At 67.7% G+C, this 13493-nt stretch carries 17 protein-coding genes; 12 read left to right on the top strand and 5 right to left on the bottom strand.

Going from position 1 to position 13493, the window contains the following annotated elements; all coding sequences use genetic code 11:
• Positions 1 to 4: 4 nt before the first annotated feature.
• From mdcA to ASC67_RS08125, 4 genes are all read right to left on the bottom strand, one after another.
• Positions 5 to 1687, bottom strand: a complete 1683-nt coding sequence (mdcA, locus tag ASC67_RS08140; protein WP_056317675.1) for a malonate decarboxylase subunit alpha — start codon at positions 1685 to 1687, stop codon at positions 5 to 7.
• A 48-nt stretch (positions 1688 to 1735) separates the two neighbouring features.
• Complete coding sequence (locus ASC67_RS08135) at positions 1736 to 3109, bottom strand: SLC13 family permease (RefSeq protein ID WP_056317671.1); 1374 nt, start codon at positions 3107 to 3109, stop codon at positions 1736 to 1738.
• A 160-nt stretch (positions 3110 to 3269) separates the two neighbouring features.
• Positions 3270 to 4184 carry a LysR family transcriptional regulator gene (locus tag ASC67_RS08130; protein WP_056317669.1) on the bottom strand — a complete coding sequence of 305 codons (915 nt, stop codon included), beginning with the start codon at positions 4182 to 4184 and terminating at the stop codon, positions 3270 to 3272.
• Positions 4185 to 4297: 113 nt separating this feature from the next.
• Entirely contained in the window at positions 4298 to 5302 is a 1005-nt protein-coding gene (locus ASC67_RS08125) for a tripartite tricarboxylate transporter substrate binding protein (protein WP_056317666.1), read from the bottom strand.
• A gap of 129 nt (positions 5303 to 5431) precedes the next feature.
• On the opposite strand from ASC67_RS08125, the gene ASC67_RS08120 reads away from it, so the two are divergent.
• The 3 genes from ASC67_RS08120 to ASC67_RS08110 all read left to right on the top strand — a co-directional run bounded on the left by ASC67_RS08120 (position 5432) and on the right by ASC67_RS08110 (position 7603).
• Positions 5432 to 6091: a GntR family transcriptional regulator gene (locus ASC67_RS08120; RefSeq protein ID WP_056317662.1), complete on the top strand. Its 660-nt coding sequence runs from the start codon at positions 5432 to 5434 to the stop codon at positions 6089 to 6091.
• 42 nt (positions 6092 to 6133) lie between these two features.
• Positions 6134 to 7045, top strand: coding sequence for a tRNA glutamyl-Q(34) synthetase GluQRS (gene gluQRS, locus ASC67_RS08115; RefSeq protein ID WP_056317655.1), 912 nt, complete (start codon positions 6134 to 6136; stop codon positions 7043 to 7045).
• A gap of 159 nt (positions 7046 to 7204) precedes the next feature.
• Positions 7205 to 7603 carry a response regulator gene (locus tag ASC67_RS08110; protein WP_056317652.1) on the top strand — a complete coding sequence of 133 codons (399 nt, stop codon included), beginning with the start codon at positions 7205 to 7207 and terminating at the stop codon, positions 7601 to 7603.
• A 35-nt stretch (positions 7604 to 7638) separates the two neighbouring features.
• Here ASC67_RS08110 and ASC67_RS08105 read toward each other — a convergent pair whose 3' ends face one another.
• Entirely contained in the window at positions 7639 to 8277 is a 639-nt protein-coding gene (locus ASC67_RS08105; protein WP_056317650.1) for a response regulator transcription factor, read from the bottom strand.
• A gap of 105 nt (positions 8278 to 8382) precedes the next feature.
• Between ASC67_RS08105 and ASC67_RS08100 the strand changes: the two genes are divergently transcribed.
• From ASC67_RS08100 to ASC67_RS08065, 9 genes are all read left to right on the top strand, one after another.
• Positions 8383 to 9792 carry a CHASE3 domain-containing protein gene (locus tag ASC67_RS08100; protein WP_056317647.1) on the top strand — a complete coding sequence of 470 codons (1410 nt, stop codon included), beginning with the start codon at positions 8383 to 8385 and terminating at the stop codon, positions 9790 to 9792.
• 161 nt (positions 9793 to 9953) lie between these two features.
• A complete protein-coding gene (locus tag ASC67_RS20220; RefSeq protein WP_082535889.1) occupies positions 9954 to 10118 on the top strand; it encodes a DUF1328 domain-containing protein in 165 nt (54 codons plus the stop codon).
• A 76-nt stretch (positions 10119 to 10194) separates the two neighbouring features.
• Positions 10195 to 10542, top strand: coding sequence for a hypothetical protein (locus ASC67_RS08095; protein WP_011830487.1), 348 nt, complete (start codon positions 10195 to 10197; stop codon positions 10540 to 10542).
• A gap of 32 nt (positions 10543 to 10574) precedes the next feature.
• Positions 10575 to 10955 (top strand): hypothetical protein, encoded by a 381-nt coding sequence (locus ASC67_RS08090; RefSeq protein ID WP_056317644.1) that lies wholly within the window; start codon positions 10575 to 10577, stop codon positions 10953 to 10955.
• Positions 10952 to 11641 (top strand): hypothetical protein, encoded by a 690-nt coding sequence (locus ASC67_RS08085; protein ID WP_056317641.1) that lies wholly within the window; start codon positions 10952 to 10954, stop codon positions 11639 to 11641. Before ASC67_RS08090 ends, ASC67_RS08085 begins: the two co-directional genes overlap by 4 nt.
• Positions 11642 to 11910: 269 nt before the next feature.
• Positions 11911 to 12198 carry a hypothetical protein gene (locus ASC67_RS08080; RefSeq protein ID WP_056317638.1) on the top strand — a complete coding sequence of 96 codons (288 nt, stop codon included), beginning with the start codon at positions 11911 to 11913 and terminating at the stop codon, positions 12196 to 12198.
• Positions 12199 to 12223: 25 nt separating this feature from the next.
• A complete protein-coding gene (locus tag ASC67_RS08075) occupies positions 12224 to 12766 on the top strand; it encodes a bacterioferritin (RefSeq protein WP_056317635.1) in 543 nt (180 codons plus the stop codon).
• Between the two features lie 53 nt (positions 12767 to 12819).
• Positions 12820 to 13134 (top strand): BON domain-containing protein, encoded by a 315-nt coding sequence (locus ASC67_RS08070; protein WP_056317630.1) that lies wholly within the window; start codon positions 12820 to 12822, stop codon positions 13132 to 13134.
• Between the two features lie 45 nt (positions 13135 to 13179).
• Positions 13180 to 13422 (top strand): CsbD family protein, encoded by a 243-nt coding sequence (locus ASC67_RS08065; protein WP_056317627.1) that lies wholly within the window; start codon positions 13180 to 13182, stop codon positions 13420 to 13422.
• Positions 13423 to 13493 lie beyond the last annotated feature (71 nt).

The raw sequence follows: 13493 nt of genomic DNA, 5'->3' as shown, positions 1-13493 counted from the left end.
CCTGCTACCAGTTTCTGAACCGTCTCGGGGGTTGGTACAAGCCGCCCGACGCATCGACCAGATCACGCATGCTGCGTGCCGCCAGCAGATTGCGCGTGGCCTGGCGTGGATCGATGCCGAGGTCCTGCGGCCGGCGGATCACGCCGCGGTCGCGCAGGTTCTCGACCGCGCGCTTGTCGCGCGCCAGCCCCACGGCGGTGTAGCCGGCGACGCCACGGATCGCCTGCTCGCGCTCGGCATCGCTGCGACACAGGAGGAGGTTCGCGATCCCTTCTTCGGTCAGGATGTGCGAGACGTCTTCACCGTAGATCATGATCGGTGGCAGCTCCATGCCGGATTGCTCCTGCAGCGTCCAGGCGTCGAGCCTATCGACGAAGGCGGGTTGCATGTGCTCGCGGAAGGTCTCGACCATCTGGACCACCAGCTTCTGTCCGCGCGGCGTGCCTGCGGCGCCGCTGCGGCCGGAGCGCGCCTCGCGGCCGGCCTTCAGCCAGGCGGGGCTGGAGTGGCGCCTGCCGCGCGCATCGGCGCCCATGTTGGGCGCGCCACCGAAACCGGCGATGCGGCCCAGCGTCGCGGTGGAACTGTTGCCGTCGAGATCCATCTGCAGGGTCGAGCCGATGAACATGTCGCACGCATAGTGTCCGGCCGCCTGGCAGAAGGCCCGGTTGCTGCGCAGGTTGCCGTCCGGCCCGGTGAAGAAGACGTCGGAGCGAGCGCGGATGTAGTCCTCCATGCCGAGCTCGGAGCCGAAGGAGTGCACCGACTCCACCCAGCCGGCCTCGATGGCGGGAATCAGCGCCGGGTGCGGATTCAAGGCCCAGTGCTTGCCGATCCTGCCCTTGAGCCCGAGCGATTCGCCGTAGGTCGGCAGCAGCAATTCGATCGCCGCCGTGTCGAAGCCGATGCCGTGGTTCAGACGCTGCACGCCGTACTCGCCGTAGATGCCCTTGATCGCCATCATGGCCATCAGCACCTGGATCTCACTGATCTGCGCGGGATCGCGCGTGAAGAGCGGTTCGATGACGTTGGGGTGCGGTGCCTTCACGACGAAGCTGACCCAGTCGGCCGGGACGTCGACGCGCGGCAGCGTGGTGGTCTTGCCATCGACCAGCTCGTTGACCTGTGCGATCACGATGCCGCCGGAGAAAGCCGTGGCCTCGACGATGGCCGGCGTGTCTTCTGTGTTGGGGCCGGTGTAGAGGTTGCCTTGCGCATCGGCCGCCTGCGCGGCGACCAGCGCCACCTTGGGCGTGAGGTCGACGAAGTAGCGCGCGAACAGTTCGAGATAGGTGTGGATCGCGCCGATCTCGATGCGACCGCCCGACACCAGCTTGGCCAGACGCGCGCCCTGCGGCCCCGAGAAGCTGAAATCGAGCCGCGATGCGATGCCGTTCTCGAAGAGGTCCAGATGCTCGGGCAGGGCCAGCACCGACTGCACCATGTGCAGTCCGTGGACCCGCTTCGGATCGATCTTCACCAGCGCCTTCGCCAGGAAGTCGGCCTGCTTCTGGTTGTTGCCTTCGAGGCAGACGCGGTCTCCGGAAGCGATCACCGCCTCGAGCAAGGGGGTGATCGCCGCGGCATCGACGCACTTGCCGGTGAGCCGTGCGCCCAGCGCGCTGCTCGCGCGCGCCAGCCGGGCGTCACGCTCGTCGGCCTTGGAGTTCCAGTGTCTGGCGTCCATGGGTTTCCGATGGGTTGGGTTGAATTCAGACCACGCTCAACGGCGGCCTCAGAGCACGACGAAGAGCAGCCACACCACCACCGGGGCCACCAGGGTCACGATGGCGCCGTACACCATCAGCTGCCGGAAGAACACGTCGCGGTCGATGCCCTTGGCATTGGCAAGCACCAGCGCACCGTTGGTGGAGAACGGGCTCACGTCGACGATGGTCGACGACACCGCCATGGCGGCGATGAAGCCGATGGCGCTGACGCCGGTGTCGCCCTGCAGGAAGGGCACCGCCAGCGGAATCAGCGACCCGAGCACTGCGGTCGACGAGGCGAAGGCGGACACCACGGCCCCCACGAAGCACAGCAGCAGCGCAGCCATCATCGGCGAGGTGAGTCCGGCGACGCTGTGCCCCACGAAGTCGATCGTGCCCATCTTGTCCATCACGCCCACAAAGGTGCTGACGCCCACGATCAGCATGATCTCCGGCCAGGAAACCTGCCCCAGCGCACGCTTCTGCAGGTTGGGGGCCATCAGCGTCAGCAGCAGGCCGATGGAGATCGACACGAAGCCGATGTCCTGCTTGAAGAACAGCGTCAGCACGGCCAACGCGAGCAGGCCGGCCACGGTGGCCAACTGATAGGCGCGTGAACCCGCGTCCGCGGATGCCACCGGCGCGGCATTCATCAGGGAGTCGTCGTCCCGCATGGCGGTGCGGTGCTCTTCCGTGAGCGCCTCTGCTTCAGCGTCGCCGTACACCTGGGCCCCGCCTTGACCGTGCGCTGTCCGGCGCACGGCAGGGACTTCGCCACTCGCGTCGGCCTTCTGACGCACCAGCTTCATGCCGCCCAGCAGGAAGAACAGCAGCAGGGACACCGTGAGGTTGACCCCCAGGCTGGCGAGCATGGTCGTGATCTCGCTCAGGGGCAGGCCCGCCTTGGCGACGATCTTGTTGGTGATGCCGCCGTAGATGCTGATCGGCGAGAAGCCGCCGCCCTGCGCGCCGTGCACGACCATCAGGCCCATCAGCAGCGGATTGATGCCGTACTTGGCGGCAAAGCCGAGCGCGATCGGCGCGATGATGGCCACGGCCGCGGGGCTGACCGCGCCGACCGACGTGAGCAACGCCGCGATGAAGAACATGATCCACGGAATGGCGGCGATGCGCCCGCGTACCGCCCGCACCGCCAGCTTGACGAGCCAGTCGATCGTGCCGTTGTTCTGCGCCAGCGCGAACAGGTAGGTGATGCCCACCAGGGTCAGGAACAGATCGGCGGGGAAGCCGGCCATGATGGCCTTGGCATTCATGCCGGCCACCAGCGTGCCGACCAGGAAGGCGCCCACGAAGGCGATCACGCCCATGTTGATCGGCAGCACGGTGGCGAGCACGAACATGCCGATCAACGTGTAGATGGAAATCCAGTGAGCACTCATCGATTTGTCTCCGACGGGGTTTTGGTACGGCGCGCAAGGCGCCGTTTGTGCGTGGGCAGAAGGTACGCACGCCGTCCGGGACGATCAATGAAGCAGCGGGGTCGACGATTACGCCGGATGAAACGATCGAGGGTTAACCCGCGCGCGTGGATGCCCACCCTCAAAGGGGCTTGGCCCTTGCGAGTCGGCACACGGTCAGCAGCGCCAGCAGGTTCGGGTCGCGCTCGCGCGTGCGCAGAAAGTGCAAGCCGATGGTCTGGCGCATCAGGTACCTGGGCTGCAAGGGAATGAACTGCACGTCTCGCGGCATCACACTGCGCACCCGCCCCGGCAGCAGCGTGCAACCGATGCCGCCACTCACCAGGTTCATCAGCGAGAAGATGTCGCCCGTCTTCATGACGACATTCGGCGTGAAGCCGGCAATGCGGAACGACTCGACGAATCCACCGTAGGTGACGAAGCCTTCGCTCAGGGAGACGAAACGCTCCTCGGCGCACACGGACAGATCGACCTCCTCCAACGCCGCGTAGCGCGAGCCGGCAGGTGCGGCGAAGAAGATGTCGTCCTCGAAGAGGGGTTCCGATTCGATGTCGGCGGCGCTCTCGGGCGAACCCATCAGCGCAGCATCGACGCTGCCGTCGCGCAACTTCTGCAGCAGATCGGCATTGGAGCCGAGGACGAGTTCGGTCTGGACGTCGGGCTTGCGCAGCTTCATGCCCATGACCAGCGCCGGAACCGTCTGGTGGGTCAGCGAGTAGAGCGATCCGATGCGAATGCGATCGGCCGAATAGCCCGCTACTTCGCGGGCAGAACGGATGCCCTCCGCCATGGTGCGCAGCACATCGCGCGCGACCTCCGCAAGCGCCTGCGCCGCGTCGGTGGGATGCAGGTTGCGGCCTTCGTGTCGGAACAACGCGCAGCGCAGTCCGCTCTCGAGAGCATGCAGGGCACGATGCACACTGACTGTGCTGGTGTCGAGCTTCTCCGCGGCACGCGCGAGATTTCCGGTCTCCATGAAAGCCAGGAGGATCTCGAGTCTGCGGAAGGTGATCTCCTCGTCGACGCGGACTGGCATGGCGACATCCGGTGGGTGTGCTGCCATCGTAGTCCTTGGGGCGCCGTGCCACGGGGCGCACTCGTCGAAGTCTCCCGCCCGGCCCGCCCAAGCATTGCGCCCCGCGCCCGACCTCAGTCGAGCTTGACGTTGGAGGCCTTCACCACGCCGGCCCAGCGCTTGGTCTCCGAGGTGACGAAGTCGCCGAAGGCCGCGCCGTAGAGGGTGGGCGTGTCGGCGCCCAGCGTCGTCCAGGCATCCTTGATCTCCTTCGTGCCGTGGGCCTTCTGCAGTTCGGCGGTCATGCGGTCGATCGCCGCCTGCGGCGTGCCCTTCGGCGCCCACAGGCCATACCAGGTGGCCACCTGGTAGGTCGGCACGCCGCTCTCGGCGACCGTCGGGATGTCCGGGTAGCCGGTGGCGCGCTTCTCGCCGGCCACCGCCAGCGCCTTGAGACGACCGCCCTTGATGTGCGCCGCCGACGAGCCCAGGCCGTCGAACATCACGTCCACCTGCCCCGCCATCAGGTCCTGCAGCGCCGGCCCGGCGCCGCGGTAGGGAATGTGCGTGATGAAGGTCTGGGTCTGCAGCTTGAACAGTTCGCCGGCGAGGTGGTGCGAGGTCCCGTTGCCTGCCGAGCCGTAGTTCACCTTGCCCGGATTGGCACGCACATAGGCCAGGAACTCCTTGACGTCCTTGACCTGCAGGCGCTGCGGGTTGACGACGATCACCTGCGGCACGCTCGACAGCAGGGCCACCGGCACGAAATCGGCACCGAGGTTGTAGTCGAGCTTGGGGTAGACCGCCGGCGCGATGGCGTGGTGAACCGCGCCCATGAACCAGGTGTATCCGTCGGGCGCGGCCTTGGCCGCCAGCGTGGCGCCCACGTTGCCACCGGCGCCACCCTTGTTGTCGATGATCACCTGGTGGCCGAGTTGCTTCGTCAACTGCGCGAACAGCGGCCGCGCGAAGGCGTCGGTGCCGCCACCGGCCGGGAACGGCACGATGACCGTCACCGGCTTGGCAGGCCAGGCCTGCGCGAGCGCCAGCTGCGGGCCGCTCGACAGAAGGGCGGCGAGCACCACGACGACCGAAGGCATCGAGCGCTGCAGGGCGAGGAAGGCTGTCTTCTGAAGCATGGCGTGTCTCCTTGTGGTTCGCCTTATGTATGTCTAAGATATTCTTATGTATACATTAAAACAATCATCAAACTTGTCGTCAACCCTGGTGGATGCCCTGATGGGGTTGTGGCATGCAAAAATAGGGTCATGAAGATATCGGGACAGCTTCGCGATCTCATCGAGGAACAGATCGCCACCGGCGAACTCGCACCCGGCAGCACGCTGGACGAAGCCACACTGGTGGAGCGCCACGGTGTCTCGCGCACGCCGGTCCGTGAAGCGTTGATCCAGCTGTCCGCCGAAGGCCTGATCGAACTGCGGCCGCGGCGCGGCGCGGTGGTGGCTTCGATCGGTCCCGCAAAACTGATCGAGATGTTCGAGGTGATGAGCGAGCTGGAGGCCATGTGCGGTCGCCTGGCGGCGCGCCGCATGACCGACAAGGAGCGCGCCGACCTCGTGCGCGCCCACCAGGCCTGCGAGCAGGCACGTGCCGACAGCGATCCCGAGGCCTACTACCTGTGCAACGAGCGCTTCCATTTCGCGCTGTACGAGGGCAGCCACAACGGCTTCCTCAACGAGCAGGCCCAGTCGCTGAACCGCCGCTTGCGGCCCTATCGGCGCCTGCAACTGCGGGTACGCAACCGCATGAACACCTCGTACGCCGAGCACGACGCCATCGTCCGCGCGGTACTGGCCGGCGACGCCGAGGCCGCAGCCACCGCATTGCGCGCGCACGTGGTGGTGCAGGGCGAGCGCTTCGGCGACCTGCTGGCGTCGCTCGCCGAACTCGCACCCGCCGCGCCCTGAGTCCGGGCGAAGCACCGGCATGCTGCAGGACGAGATCTCGCGGTGAGCTCGCGCCCGCGTTCCTCCTATGTCGGGCGGTTCGCGCCCTCTCCCACCGGCCCGCTGCATGCGGGCTCGCTGGTCGCGGCACTGGCGAGCTGGCTGGACGCTCGCGCGCACGGCGGGCTGTGGCTGGTGCGCATCGAGGACGTGGACACACCGCGCTGCGTGTCCGGCGCCGCGGACGAGATCCTGCGCCAGCTCGAACGGCTCGGGCTGCACGCCGATGCGCCGCCGCTACGCCAGAGCGAGCGCAGCGCGCACTACCAGGCCGCGCTCGATCGCCTGCTGCTGGCGGGCCTGGCCTATCCCTGCGCCTGCACGCGGCAACAGATCGCCGCGGCGAACGCAGCCCGCGGCCTGCGGCCGTCACGCCATGCCGAACTCGTCTACCCGGGCACCTGCCGGCCGGAGAACGGCGGGCTGCACGAACGCCGAGCCCGGGCCTGGCGGCTGCGCGTGCCGGCTGCGGCGCCGGTGGAATGGCACGACCGGCGGCTGGGCGCGCAGTCGCAGGCCGTCGATCGGGCGGTGGGCGACTTCGTGCTGCGACGCGCCGACGGCCTCTGGGCCTACCAGCTGGCGGTGGTGGTGGACGACGCGGCCCAGAACGTGACCGACGTGGTGCGCGGCGAGGACCTCGCCGACAACACGGCCCGGCAGATGCTGCTGCAGCGTGCGCTCGGCCTGCCGACGCCGCGCTACCTGCACACGCCGCTGGTGCGCGCGGCCGACGGTGAAAAACTCAGCAAGCAGCACGGCGCGCCGCCGCTGGACCTGTCCGATCCGGTGGTCACGCTGGCGGCGGCCGCCACCGCACTCGGGTTGCCGACGCTGCCAGGCGACAGCTCGGTGCGCGCCTGGCTGGAGCGGGCCATTCCGGCGTGGCAAGTGGGTCACCTTGCACCGGATTGAGAGCCGATGCCGTGTCGCATCGCCTGTCTTGTAGGAAATGGACTACAACGCCAGACGCCAAGCACTGACGCGGCGGCCCCACCGGCCCCGATAACATTCATTGACACACACGGAGGCGGCGGCGATCCGACGGCTCCGCTCACTCCTGTCCTGCAGTTCATGCCATCGCGCCGCGTTTTCATCGTCGAAGACAGCCCGGTCATCCGGGCCAACCTCATTGATACCCTCGAAGAACTGGCGCCCGTTTCCGTGGTCGGTTGGTCCGATGGCGAAGCGGGCGCGCTCGCGTGGCTGGCCGAGCATCCCGATGGCTGGGACCTGCTGATCGTCGACCTGTTCCTCAAGCAGGGTTCGGGGCTCGGCGTGCTGCAGGCCTGCAAGCAGCGGCCCCCGCAGCGCAAGCTGGTGGTCTTCAGCAACTACGCGACGATCGACCTGCGCATGAAGTGCATGGAGCTGCGCGCCGATGCGGTGTTCGACAAGTCCAACGAGATCGACGGTCTGATCGACTTCTGCGGCCACCTGCCGGATGCTGCGCAACCCGCACCCGTGGCCTGAAGCGCCGGTGCGCCGCCGGCGCATCCCTGCGCTCGCTACTGGATCAGGCCGTTCTTCAGCGCGTAGTAGGTGAGGTCGCTGTTGGACGCGAGCTTCATCTTCTCCATCACCCGCGTGCGGTAGGTACTCACCGTCTTCACGCTCAACGAGAGACTCTCGCCGATGGCCCCGATGGTCTCGCCCTGTGCAAGCCGCAGGAACACCTGCAACTCGCGTTCGGACAGCTGCTCGTGAGGCAGCCCATCCGCCTTGCCGCCGCCCAGCTGATCGGCCAGCAACTCGGCCACGGCCGGCGTGATGTAGCGCCGCCCGCGCGACAGGGTGCGCACCGCCGTGAGGATCTCCTGCGGATCGCACTCCTTGTTCAGGTAGCCGCTCGCGCCCTGCTTCAGCAAGGCGGTCGCGTAGTGCGTTTCGGGGTAGGAACTGAGGATCAGCACCGGCAGTTCGGGCGCGCGCGCGCGGATGCCCGACAGCACGTCGACGCCGTTCTGGTCGGGCATCGACACGTCGAGGATCAACACGTCGATGCCGCCGGCCCGCACCAGGTCCATCGCCTCGCGTCCGTTGGAGGCCTCGGCGACGACCTGCAGATCCATCTGCTCGGCGAGATACTGGCGCAAACCGGCACGCACGATGGCGTGGTCGTCGACGATCGCAACTTTGATGGACATGGACTTCGCTGATCAGGGCCGCGGTGCGATCGATTCTAGGTCGCCCGTGGTGACTCGTGCATCCTGCACACCCTCATCCGTCGGCGATCACGCCGAGCCTCCCGCATGACACGCACTCGTCTGTGGCGCAAGTCCGCCCTCAGCTTTCCGCTCGCACTGCTGGTGGCGCTGGCGCTGCTGCTGATCAGCGAGACCTCCTACCACCGCTCGCTGGCAGCCATCCAGGAGACCAACGCCGCCGTCGATGCACGCATCCACGTCGGCCGCGTGCTGCGCTACATGGTCGATGCCGAGACCGGCCAGCGCGGCTACCTGTTGACCGGCAAGGACGCCTACCTCACGCCCTACAGCAACGCGGTGCAGCAGATCAAGGAGCTGCTGCCGTCCCTGTCGACGTACTACCTGGCCCACCCGGCCCAGCTGGCCGACTTCGAAACGCTGGCGCGTGCCATCGAGAAGAAGCTGTCGGAGATGTCCGAGACGATCCAGCTGCACCGGGAGGGCCGCGAGGACGCCTGGCGCGGCCTGCTGCAACTCGACGTGGGGCTCGAGATGCAGCAGACGATACGGGTCGTGGTCGATCGCCTGATCGGCATCGAGATGAAGCGGCTGCAGGATCACCAGACGCAAGTGAAGCAGACGCTGCTGATCAGCCGGCTCGGCGTGGCAGCGATGACCGTGCTCAGCGTGCTGGCGTTCTATTTCTACCTGAAGCAGACCCGCGAGCTGAGCCTCGAGCGCGAACGCCGGCGCGCGGCGCTGCAGGCCGAGCGCGACCTGCTCGAGTCGGAGGTGAACCAGCGCACGCACGAGCTCACTGTGCTGGCGCGCCACCTGCAGACCACGCAGGAAAGCGAACGCAGCCATCTCGCGCGCGAACTGCACGACGAACTCGGCGCGCTGCTGACCTCGGCCAAGCTCGACGTCGCGCGGCTGCGCAGCCACCTGCCGAACGTGACCCCCGAGGCCACCAAGCGGCTGGCCCACCTCAACGAGGCGCTCAACAGCGGGATCGCGCTCAAGCGCCGCATCATCGAGGACCTGCGGCCCTCGGCGCTGGGCCATCTGGGGCTGACCGTGTCGCTCGACATCCTGACCCGCGAGTTCGGAGAGCGCTCCGGCATCGCCGTCCACACCGACTTCGCCCCGGTGAAGCTGGGCGACAGCGGCGACCTCACGATCTACCGTTTCGTGCAGGAGGCGCTGACCAACATCGCCAAGTACGCGAAGGCCACGCAGGTCGACGTGCGGCTGAGCGAGATCGACGACCAGGGCGTCGAGATCTCGGTGAGCGACGACGGCGGCGGCTTCGATCCGGTCCGCGTGCGCAGTGGCGCACACGGCCTTGCCGGCATGCGCTTCCGTGTCGAGGCCGAAGGCGGCGAGATGACGGTCGAGTCCCAGCCCGGTCAGGGTGCGCGCCTGAGTGCTCGCTTGCCGAAACGGGCACCCGAGCAGCAGGCCCCTGCCGCGTCGGACGACGGTGGAGCAGGCGCCGGCCGAACGCATGCGTGAGCGCCGTCCTACAGCGGCGCGCAGCGGCGGACGACAGGGCACGGCGGTAGCGTCTCATAGGTCGGGAGAGGGCCCGCTCCTACAGTGAGCCCACGGTCCGGCGCGATTCCCGCACCGGCCTCCCGGCCCACCGGGAGCCGTTTCAACCAGAGGAGCCCATCATGCTGCATTACGCCGTCGTCTTCTTCGTCATCGCGCTGATCGCGGCCGTCTTCGGCTTCGGCGGCATCGCCGCCAGCGCTGCCGGCATCGCCAAGATCCTGTTCTTCGTGTTCGTGATCCTCGCCGTCGCCAGCTTCCTGTTCGGCCTGATCCGCAAGGGCTGAGGCCCATCGCACGAGCGCTGTCCTTCGCGCGCCGCAGAGGCGCATACTCTTTTCCACAACCTCGCAAGGAGTTGCCATGTCCACCCCCCGCACCGCATCGATCCAACCCCAGGTCCAACAGGCCGCCGACGCCGCCAACCGCCTGGCCGACAGCGCCGAGCAGACCGTGAACGGCGTGCGCGAGCGCGTCATTCCGGCGGCGGTTCGCCTGGCGAACCAGGCCGAGGATCTGGCGCATCGCGGCTACGACGCGGTGCGCGACCGCACCGTGCAACTGCGCGAACGCGCGCTGGACGCCAGCGACCGTGGCGTGCGTTACGTCCAGGAGGAGCCGGTGAAGGCGGTCCTGATCGCCGCCGCGGCCGGCGCCGCGCTGATGGCGGTGGCGCAATTCCTGTCGCACCGCCGCAGCGACCGCCGCTGATCGCCGGTCCACGAGCGACCGCTGCCACCACCATGTTGCCGCTGCTCCGCGTGCTGGCCAGCGAGCCCGACGCCCTGGTCGAGCATGCGGCGGCCTATGCGGATCTGGCAAGCGACGAGTGGCAGCAGTTGCAAGTCCATTGGGCGCAGCGGCTGTTGTGGCTTGCCATCGCCGCGGTGGCCGCTCTCGCGGCCCTGATCCTCGGTGGCGTGGCCCTGATGTTCTGGGCTGCGCTGCCATCGATTGAGACCGGGCGCGCGTGGCTGCTATGGGCGGTGCCGTTGGTTCCCGGTCTCGTAGCCGTGGCTGGCGTGCTCGTCGCGCGTCGCATCGACGAGCGTCCGGCCTTCGGCAACCTGCGTGCGCAACTGCGCGAAGACATGGCGTTGGTGCGTGAAGGCCTTGCGCCGTGAAGCCCGACGCCGCACCGGCACCGCCTGAAGAGCTGACGCCGATCGAGCGCCTCGAGCGCTCGCGCGCACGACTGCGCAAGACCTGGGTCGGCACGCGCCGGCCACCACGGCGCGATCCCCAGCGATCTTCCGAGACGCGGCCGAACGATGCAGACGCATCGCCGGGCGCGGGCGACGAAAACACGCTCGACGTGCTCACGTCGATGCTGAAGCGCTGGTGGGAGCGCCATCCGCTGCGCCAGGTGTCCGACATCGCCGCGGAGGTCGCGGCGCCTGCGGCACGCAGCATCCTGGGTTCACTGGCAGAACGCCATCCGCTGCGTCTGGTCGCGTTGGCAGCCGGCGTCGGTGCCCTGCTGGTGGCCGTGCGGCCCTGGCGTTGGTTGCCGCAGGCTGCGCTGTCGTCCTTGCTCCTGTCGGCCCTGTGGCCCCGCGGCGGGCCGTCGCGCTGGCTCAGCGCCGGCGGCCTGGCGAGCTTGCTGGCGAGCGGTGACCTGAGCCGACTGCTGGCCAGCCTGGCCGGACAGGCCCCGGCGGATTCGGCGGCCGATCGCGACGAAGCCACCGATCCAGGCCCCGCTCCGGCCACGCCGTCGTCGCCCGCAGCCACCACGGCGGCCAACGACCCCGCTCCGCGAGAGACCACCGCGGACCCGCTACCACCGGCGGCTGCCGCGACGCGCTGATCCGCGCGCCGCGGTGCGCGTCCGACGAGCGATCTCCCTCGCCCTGCCCGCCTTCGAGACCGTCGGTCGCTTCGCCGATCGCCGGGTCGCGGCAGCGATCGACGTCCCTCGTTCGACGCACACCGCGATGGCGCCGCGTCCTACACGCCCTCGCGTCCGCCGCTGATACCTCGCGAGCACGTGGATTTCTACAGTGAGGTCAACGGTGCAGAACGGCATCGGTTCGGTACAGACCGACGCCGCTCGATCCGCAAAACCTCTCTCAATCCATGAAGTTCCCCGCCCTCCTTCTCTCGGCGACGAGCCTGTTGATCGCCAACACGGCCTCGGCGCAAGCCGAGTTCTTCGATCCTGCGGCGACGCCGATTTCCGCCTGGTACGCGGTGCTCATCGCAGTCTTCGCCGTGCTGGTCGGACTGGGGCTCGTCAGCAGCCAGCGCGATCAGCAAGACAACAACCAGCGGCCTGAGTCTCGGCCCCGCTCGAAGACCAAGTTGCAGCACAGCGGCAGTGCGGATGCCCGCACCTTGCGCCGCAGCAAGCACGACGATCAGTGATGACGACCACACGCAAGGAGTTTCAATGAGGAAGAACATTTCGCACACCGAACCCCTGGCGCTCGACGAGACGGCGCTCGAAGCCGCCGCGACGCATCTGGACGATGGCGCAGTGACGCCGAGTTATGGCCCCTGGCGCGACGGCATCGTCAGGCTGCTCAACGACGCCCTGGCCACGGAGCTGGTCTGCGTGCTGCGCTACAAGCGGCATCACTTCACGGCCCACGGCATGGCATCGCCCAAGGTCGCAGAGGAATTCATGGTGCACGCCAACGAGGAAGCCGCGCACGCGGACAAGCTCGCGCAGCGCATCGTGCAACTCGGCGGCGAACCCGACTTCTCGCCCGACAGCCTGAGCGGCCGCAGCCATGCCGACTACGACACGTCGAGCGAGCTGAAGGCGATGGTCCGGGCCAATCTGGTGGCCGAGCGCGTCGCCGTCGAAAGCTACCGCCAGATGATCGGCCTGATCGGAGACACCGATCCGACCACCCGCCGCCTGCTCGAAGACATCCTGCGTGACGAGGAAGAGCACGCGGACGAAATGAAGGACCTGCTGGAAAGCTGAGCCTTCATCGTTACAACCACTTCCCACAACCCCAAGTCCCCAGGAGATAGACCATGAACTTCCGTACCTTGCTCATCGCGGCCGCCACGGCCACCACCCTCGTCGTCACCAGCGGCTGCGCCGTCCAGCGCGGACAGTCGTCCGTCGGGCAGTACATCGATGACACCACGATCACCACGTCGGTGAAGGCCAAGCTGGTCGAAGACAAGACCGTCGACGCCAGCGCGATCAGCGTCGAGACGCTGAACGGCACCGTGCAACTGTCAGGCTTCGCGAAGACGGCCACCGAAAAGACGCAGGCCGAAGTGCTGGCGCGCCGTGCCAACGGCGTGAAGGACGTGAAGAACTCCATCGTCGTGAAGGGCTGATCCCGCCCTTCGCTTTTTTCCAACCTAGCTGAAGGAGATCCGCACATGAACTGGGACCGCATCGAAGGCAACTGGAAGCAGCTCAAGGGCAAGGCCAAAGAGCAATGGGGCAAGCTCACCGACGACGACTTCGACGTCATCGCGGGACGACGCGACCAGCTCGCCGGCAAGATCCAGGAGCGCTACGGCGTGGCCAAGGACGAGGCCGAGAAGCAGGTGTCGTCGTGGGAACGCAGTGCCAAGGACGACTGGTTCACTGACGGCGGTGGCAACCCGCCTCGCCACTAACCTCCGTCGTCGACACGGGCCCCACGGGGCCCCGCGTTCCTGGACCGACATCCCCGAGCGCAGCGGCCCGG

The sequence above is a fragment of the Methylibium sp. Root1272 genome (assembly GCF_001425905.1).
Taxonomy (GTDB): domain Bacteria; phylum Pseudomonadota; class Gammaproteobacteria; order Burkholderiales; family Burkholderiaceae_C; genus Methylibium.
This window is presented reverse-complemented; position numbering and strand designations above follow the sequence as displayed.

Excerpts from the sequence above, each read along its gene's own strand:
- ASC67_RS08135 (WP_056317671.1), bottom strand. The coding sequence starts at position 3,109 with ATGAGTGCTCACTGGATTTCCATCTACACGTTGATCGGCATGTTCGTG.
- ASC67_RS08105 (WP_056317650.1), bottom strand. The coding sequence starts at position 8,277 with ATGTCCATCAAAGTTGCGATCGTCGACGACCACGCCATCGTGCGTGCC.
- ASC67_RS08090 (WP_056317644.1), top strand. The coding sequence starts at position 10,575 with ATGTTGCCGCTGCTCCGCGTGCTGGCCAGCGAGCCCGACGCCCTGGTC.
- ASC67_RS08080 (WP_056317638.1), top strand. The coding sequence starts at position 11,911 with ATGAAGTTCCCCGCCCTCCTTCTCTCGGCGACGAGCCTGTTGATCGCC.
- ASC67_RS08100 (WP_056317647.1), top strand. The coding sequence starts at position 8,383 with ATGACACGCACTCGTCTGTGGCGCAAGTCCGCCCTCAGCTTTCCGCTC.
- ASC67_RS08070 (WP_056317630.1), top strand. The coding sequence starts at position 12,820 with ATGAACTTCCGTACCTTGCTCATCGCGGCCGCCACGGCCACCACCCTC.
- ASC67_RS08110 (WP_056317652.1), top strand. The coding sequence starts at position 7,205 with ATGCCATCGCGCCGCGTTTTCATCGTCGAAGACAGCCCGGTCATCCGG.
- ASC67_RS08125 (WP_056317666.1), bottom strand. The coding sequence starts at position 5,302 with ATGCTTCAGAAGACAGCCTTCCTCGCCCTGCAGCGCTCGATGCCTTCG.
- mdcA (WP_056317675.1), bottom strand. The coding sequence starts at position 1,687 with ATGGACGCCAGACACTGGAACTCCAAGGCCGACGAGCGTGACGCCCGG.
- ASC67_RS08130 (WP_056317669.1), bottom strand. The coding sequence starts at position 4,184 with ATGCCAGTCCGCGTCGACGAGGAGATCACCTTCCGCAGACTCGAGATC.
- ASC67_RS08120 (WP_056317662.1), top strand. The coding sequence starts at position 5,432 with ATGAAGATATCGGGACAGCTTCGCGATCTCATCGAGGAACAGATCGCC.
- ASC67_RS08065 (WP_056317627.1), top strand. The coding sequence starts at position 13,180 with ATGAACTGGGACCGCATCGAAGGCAACTGGAAGCAGCTCAAGGGCAAG.
- ASC67_RS08075 (WP_056317635.1), top strand. The coding sequence starts at position 12,224 with ATGAGGAAGAACATTTCGCACACCGAACCCCTGGCGCTCGACGAGACG.
- ASC67_RS08095 (WP_011830487.1), top strand. The coding sequence starts at position 10,195 with ATGTCCACCCCCCGCACCGCATCGATCCAACCCCAGGTCCAACAGGCC.
- ASC67_RS20220 (WP_082535889.1), top strand. The coding sequence starts at position 9,954 with ATGCTGCATTACGCCGTCGTCTTCTTCGTCATCGCGCTGATCGCGGCC.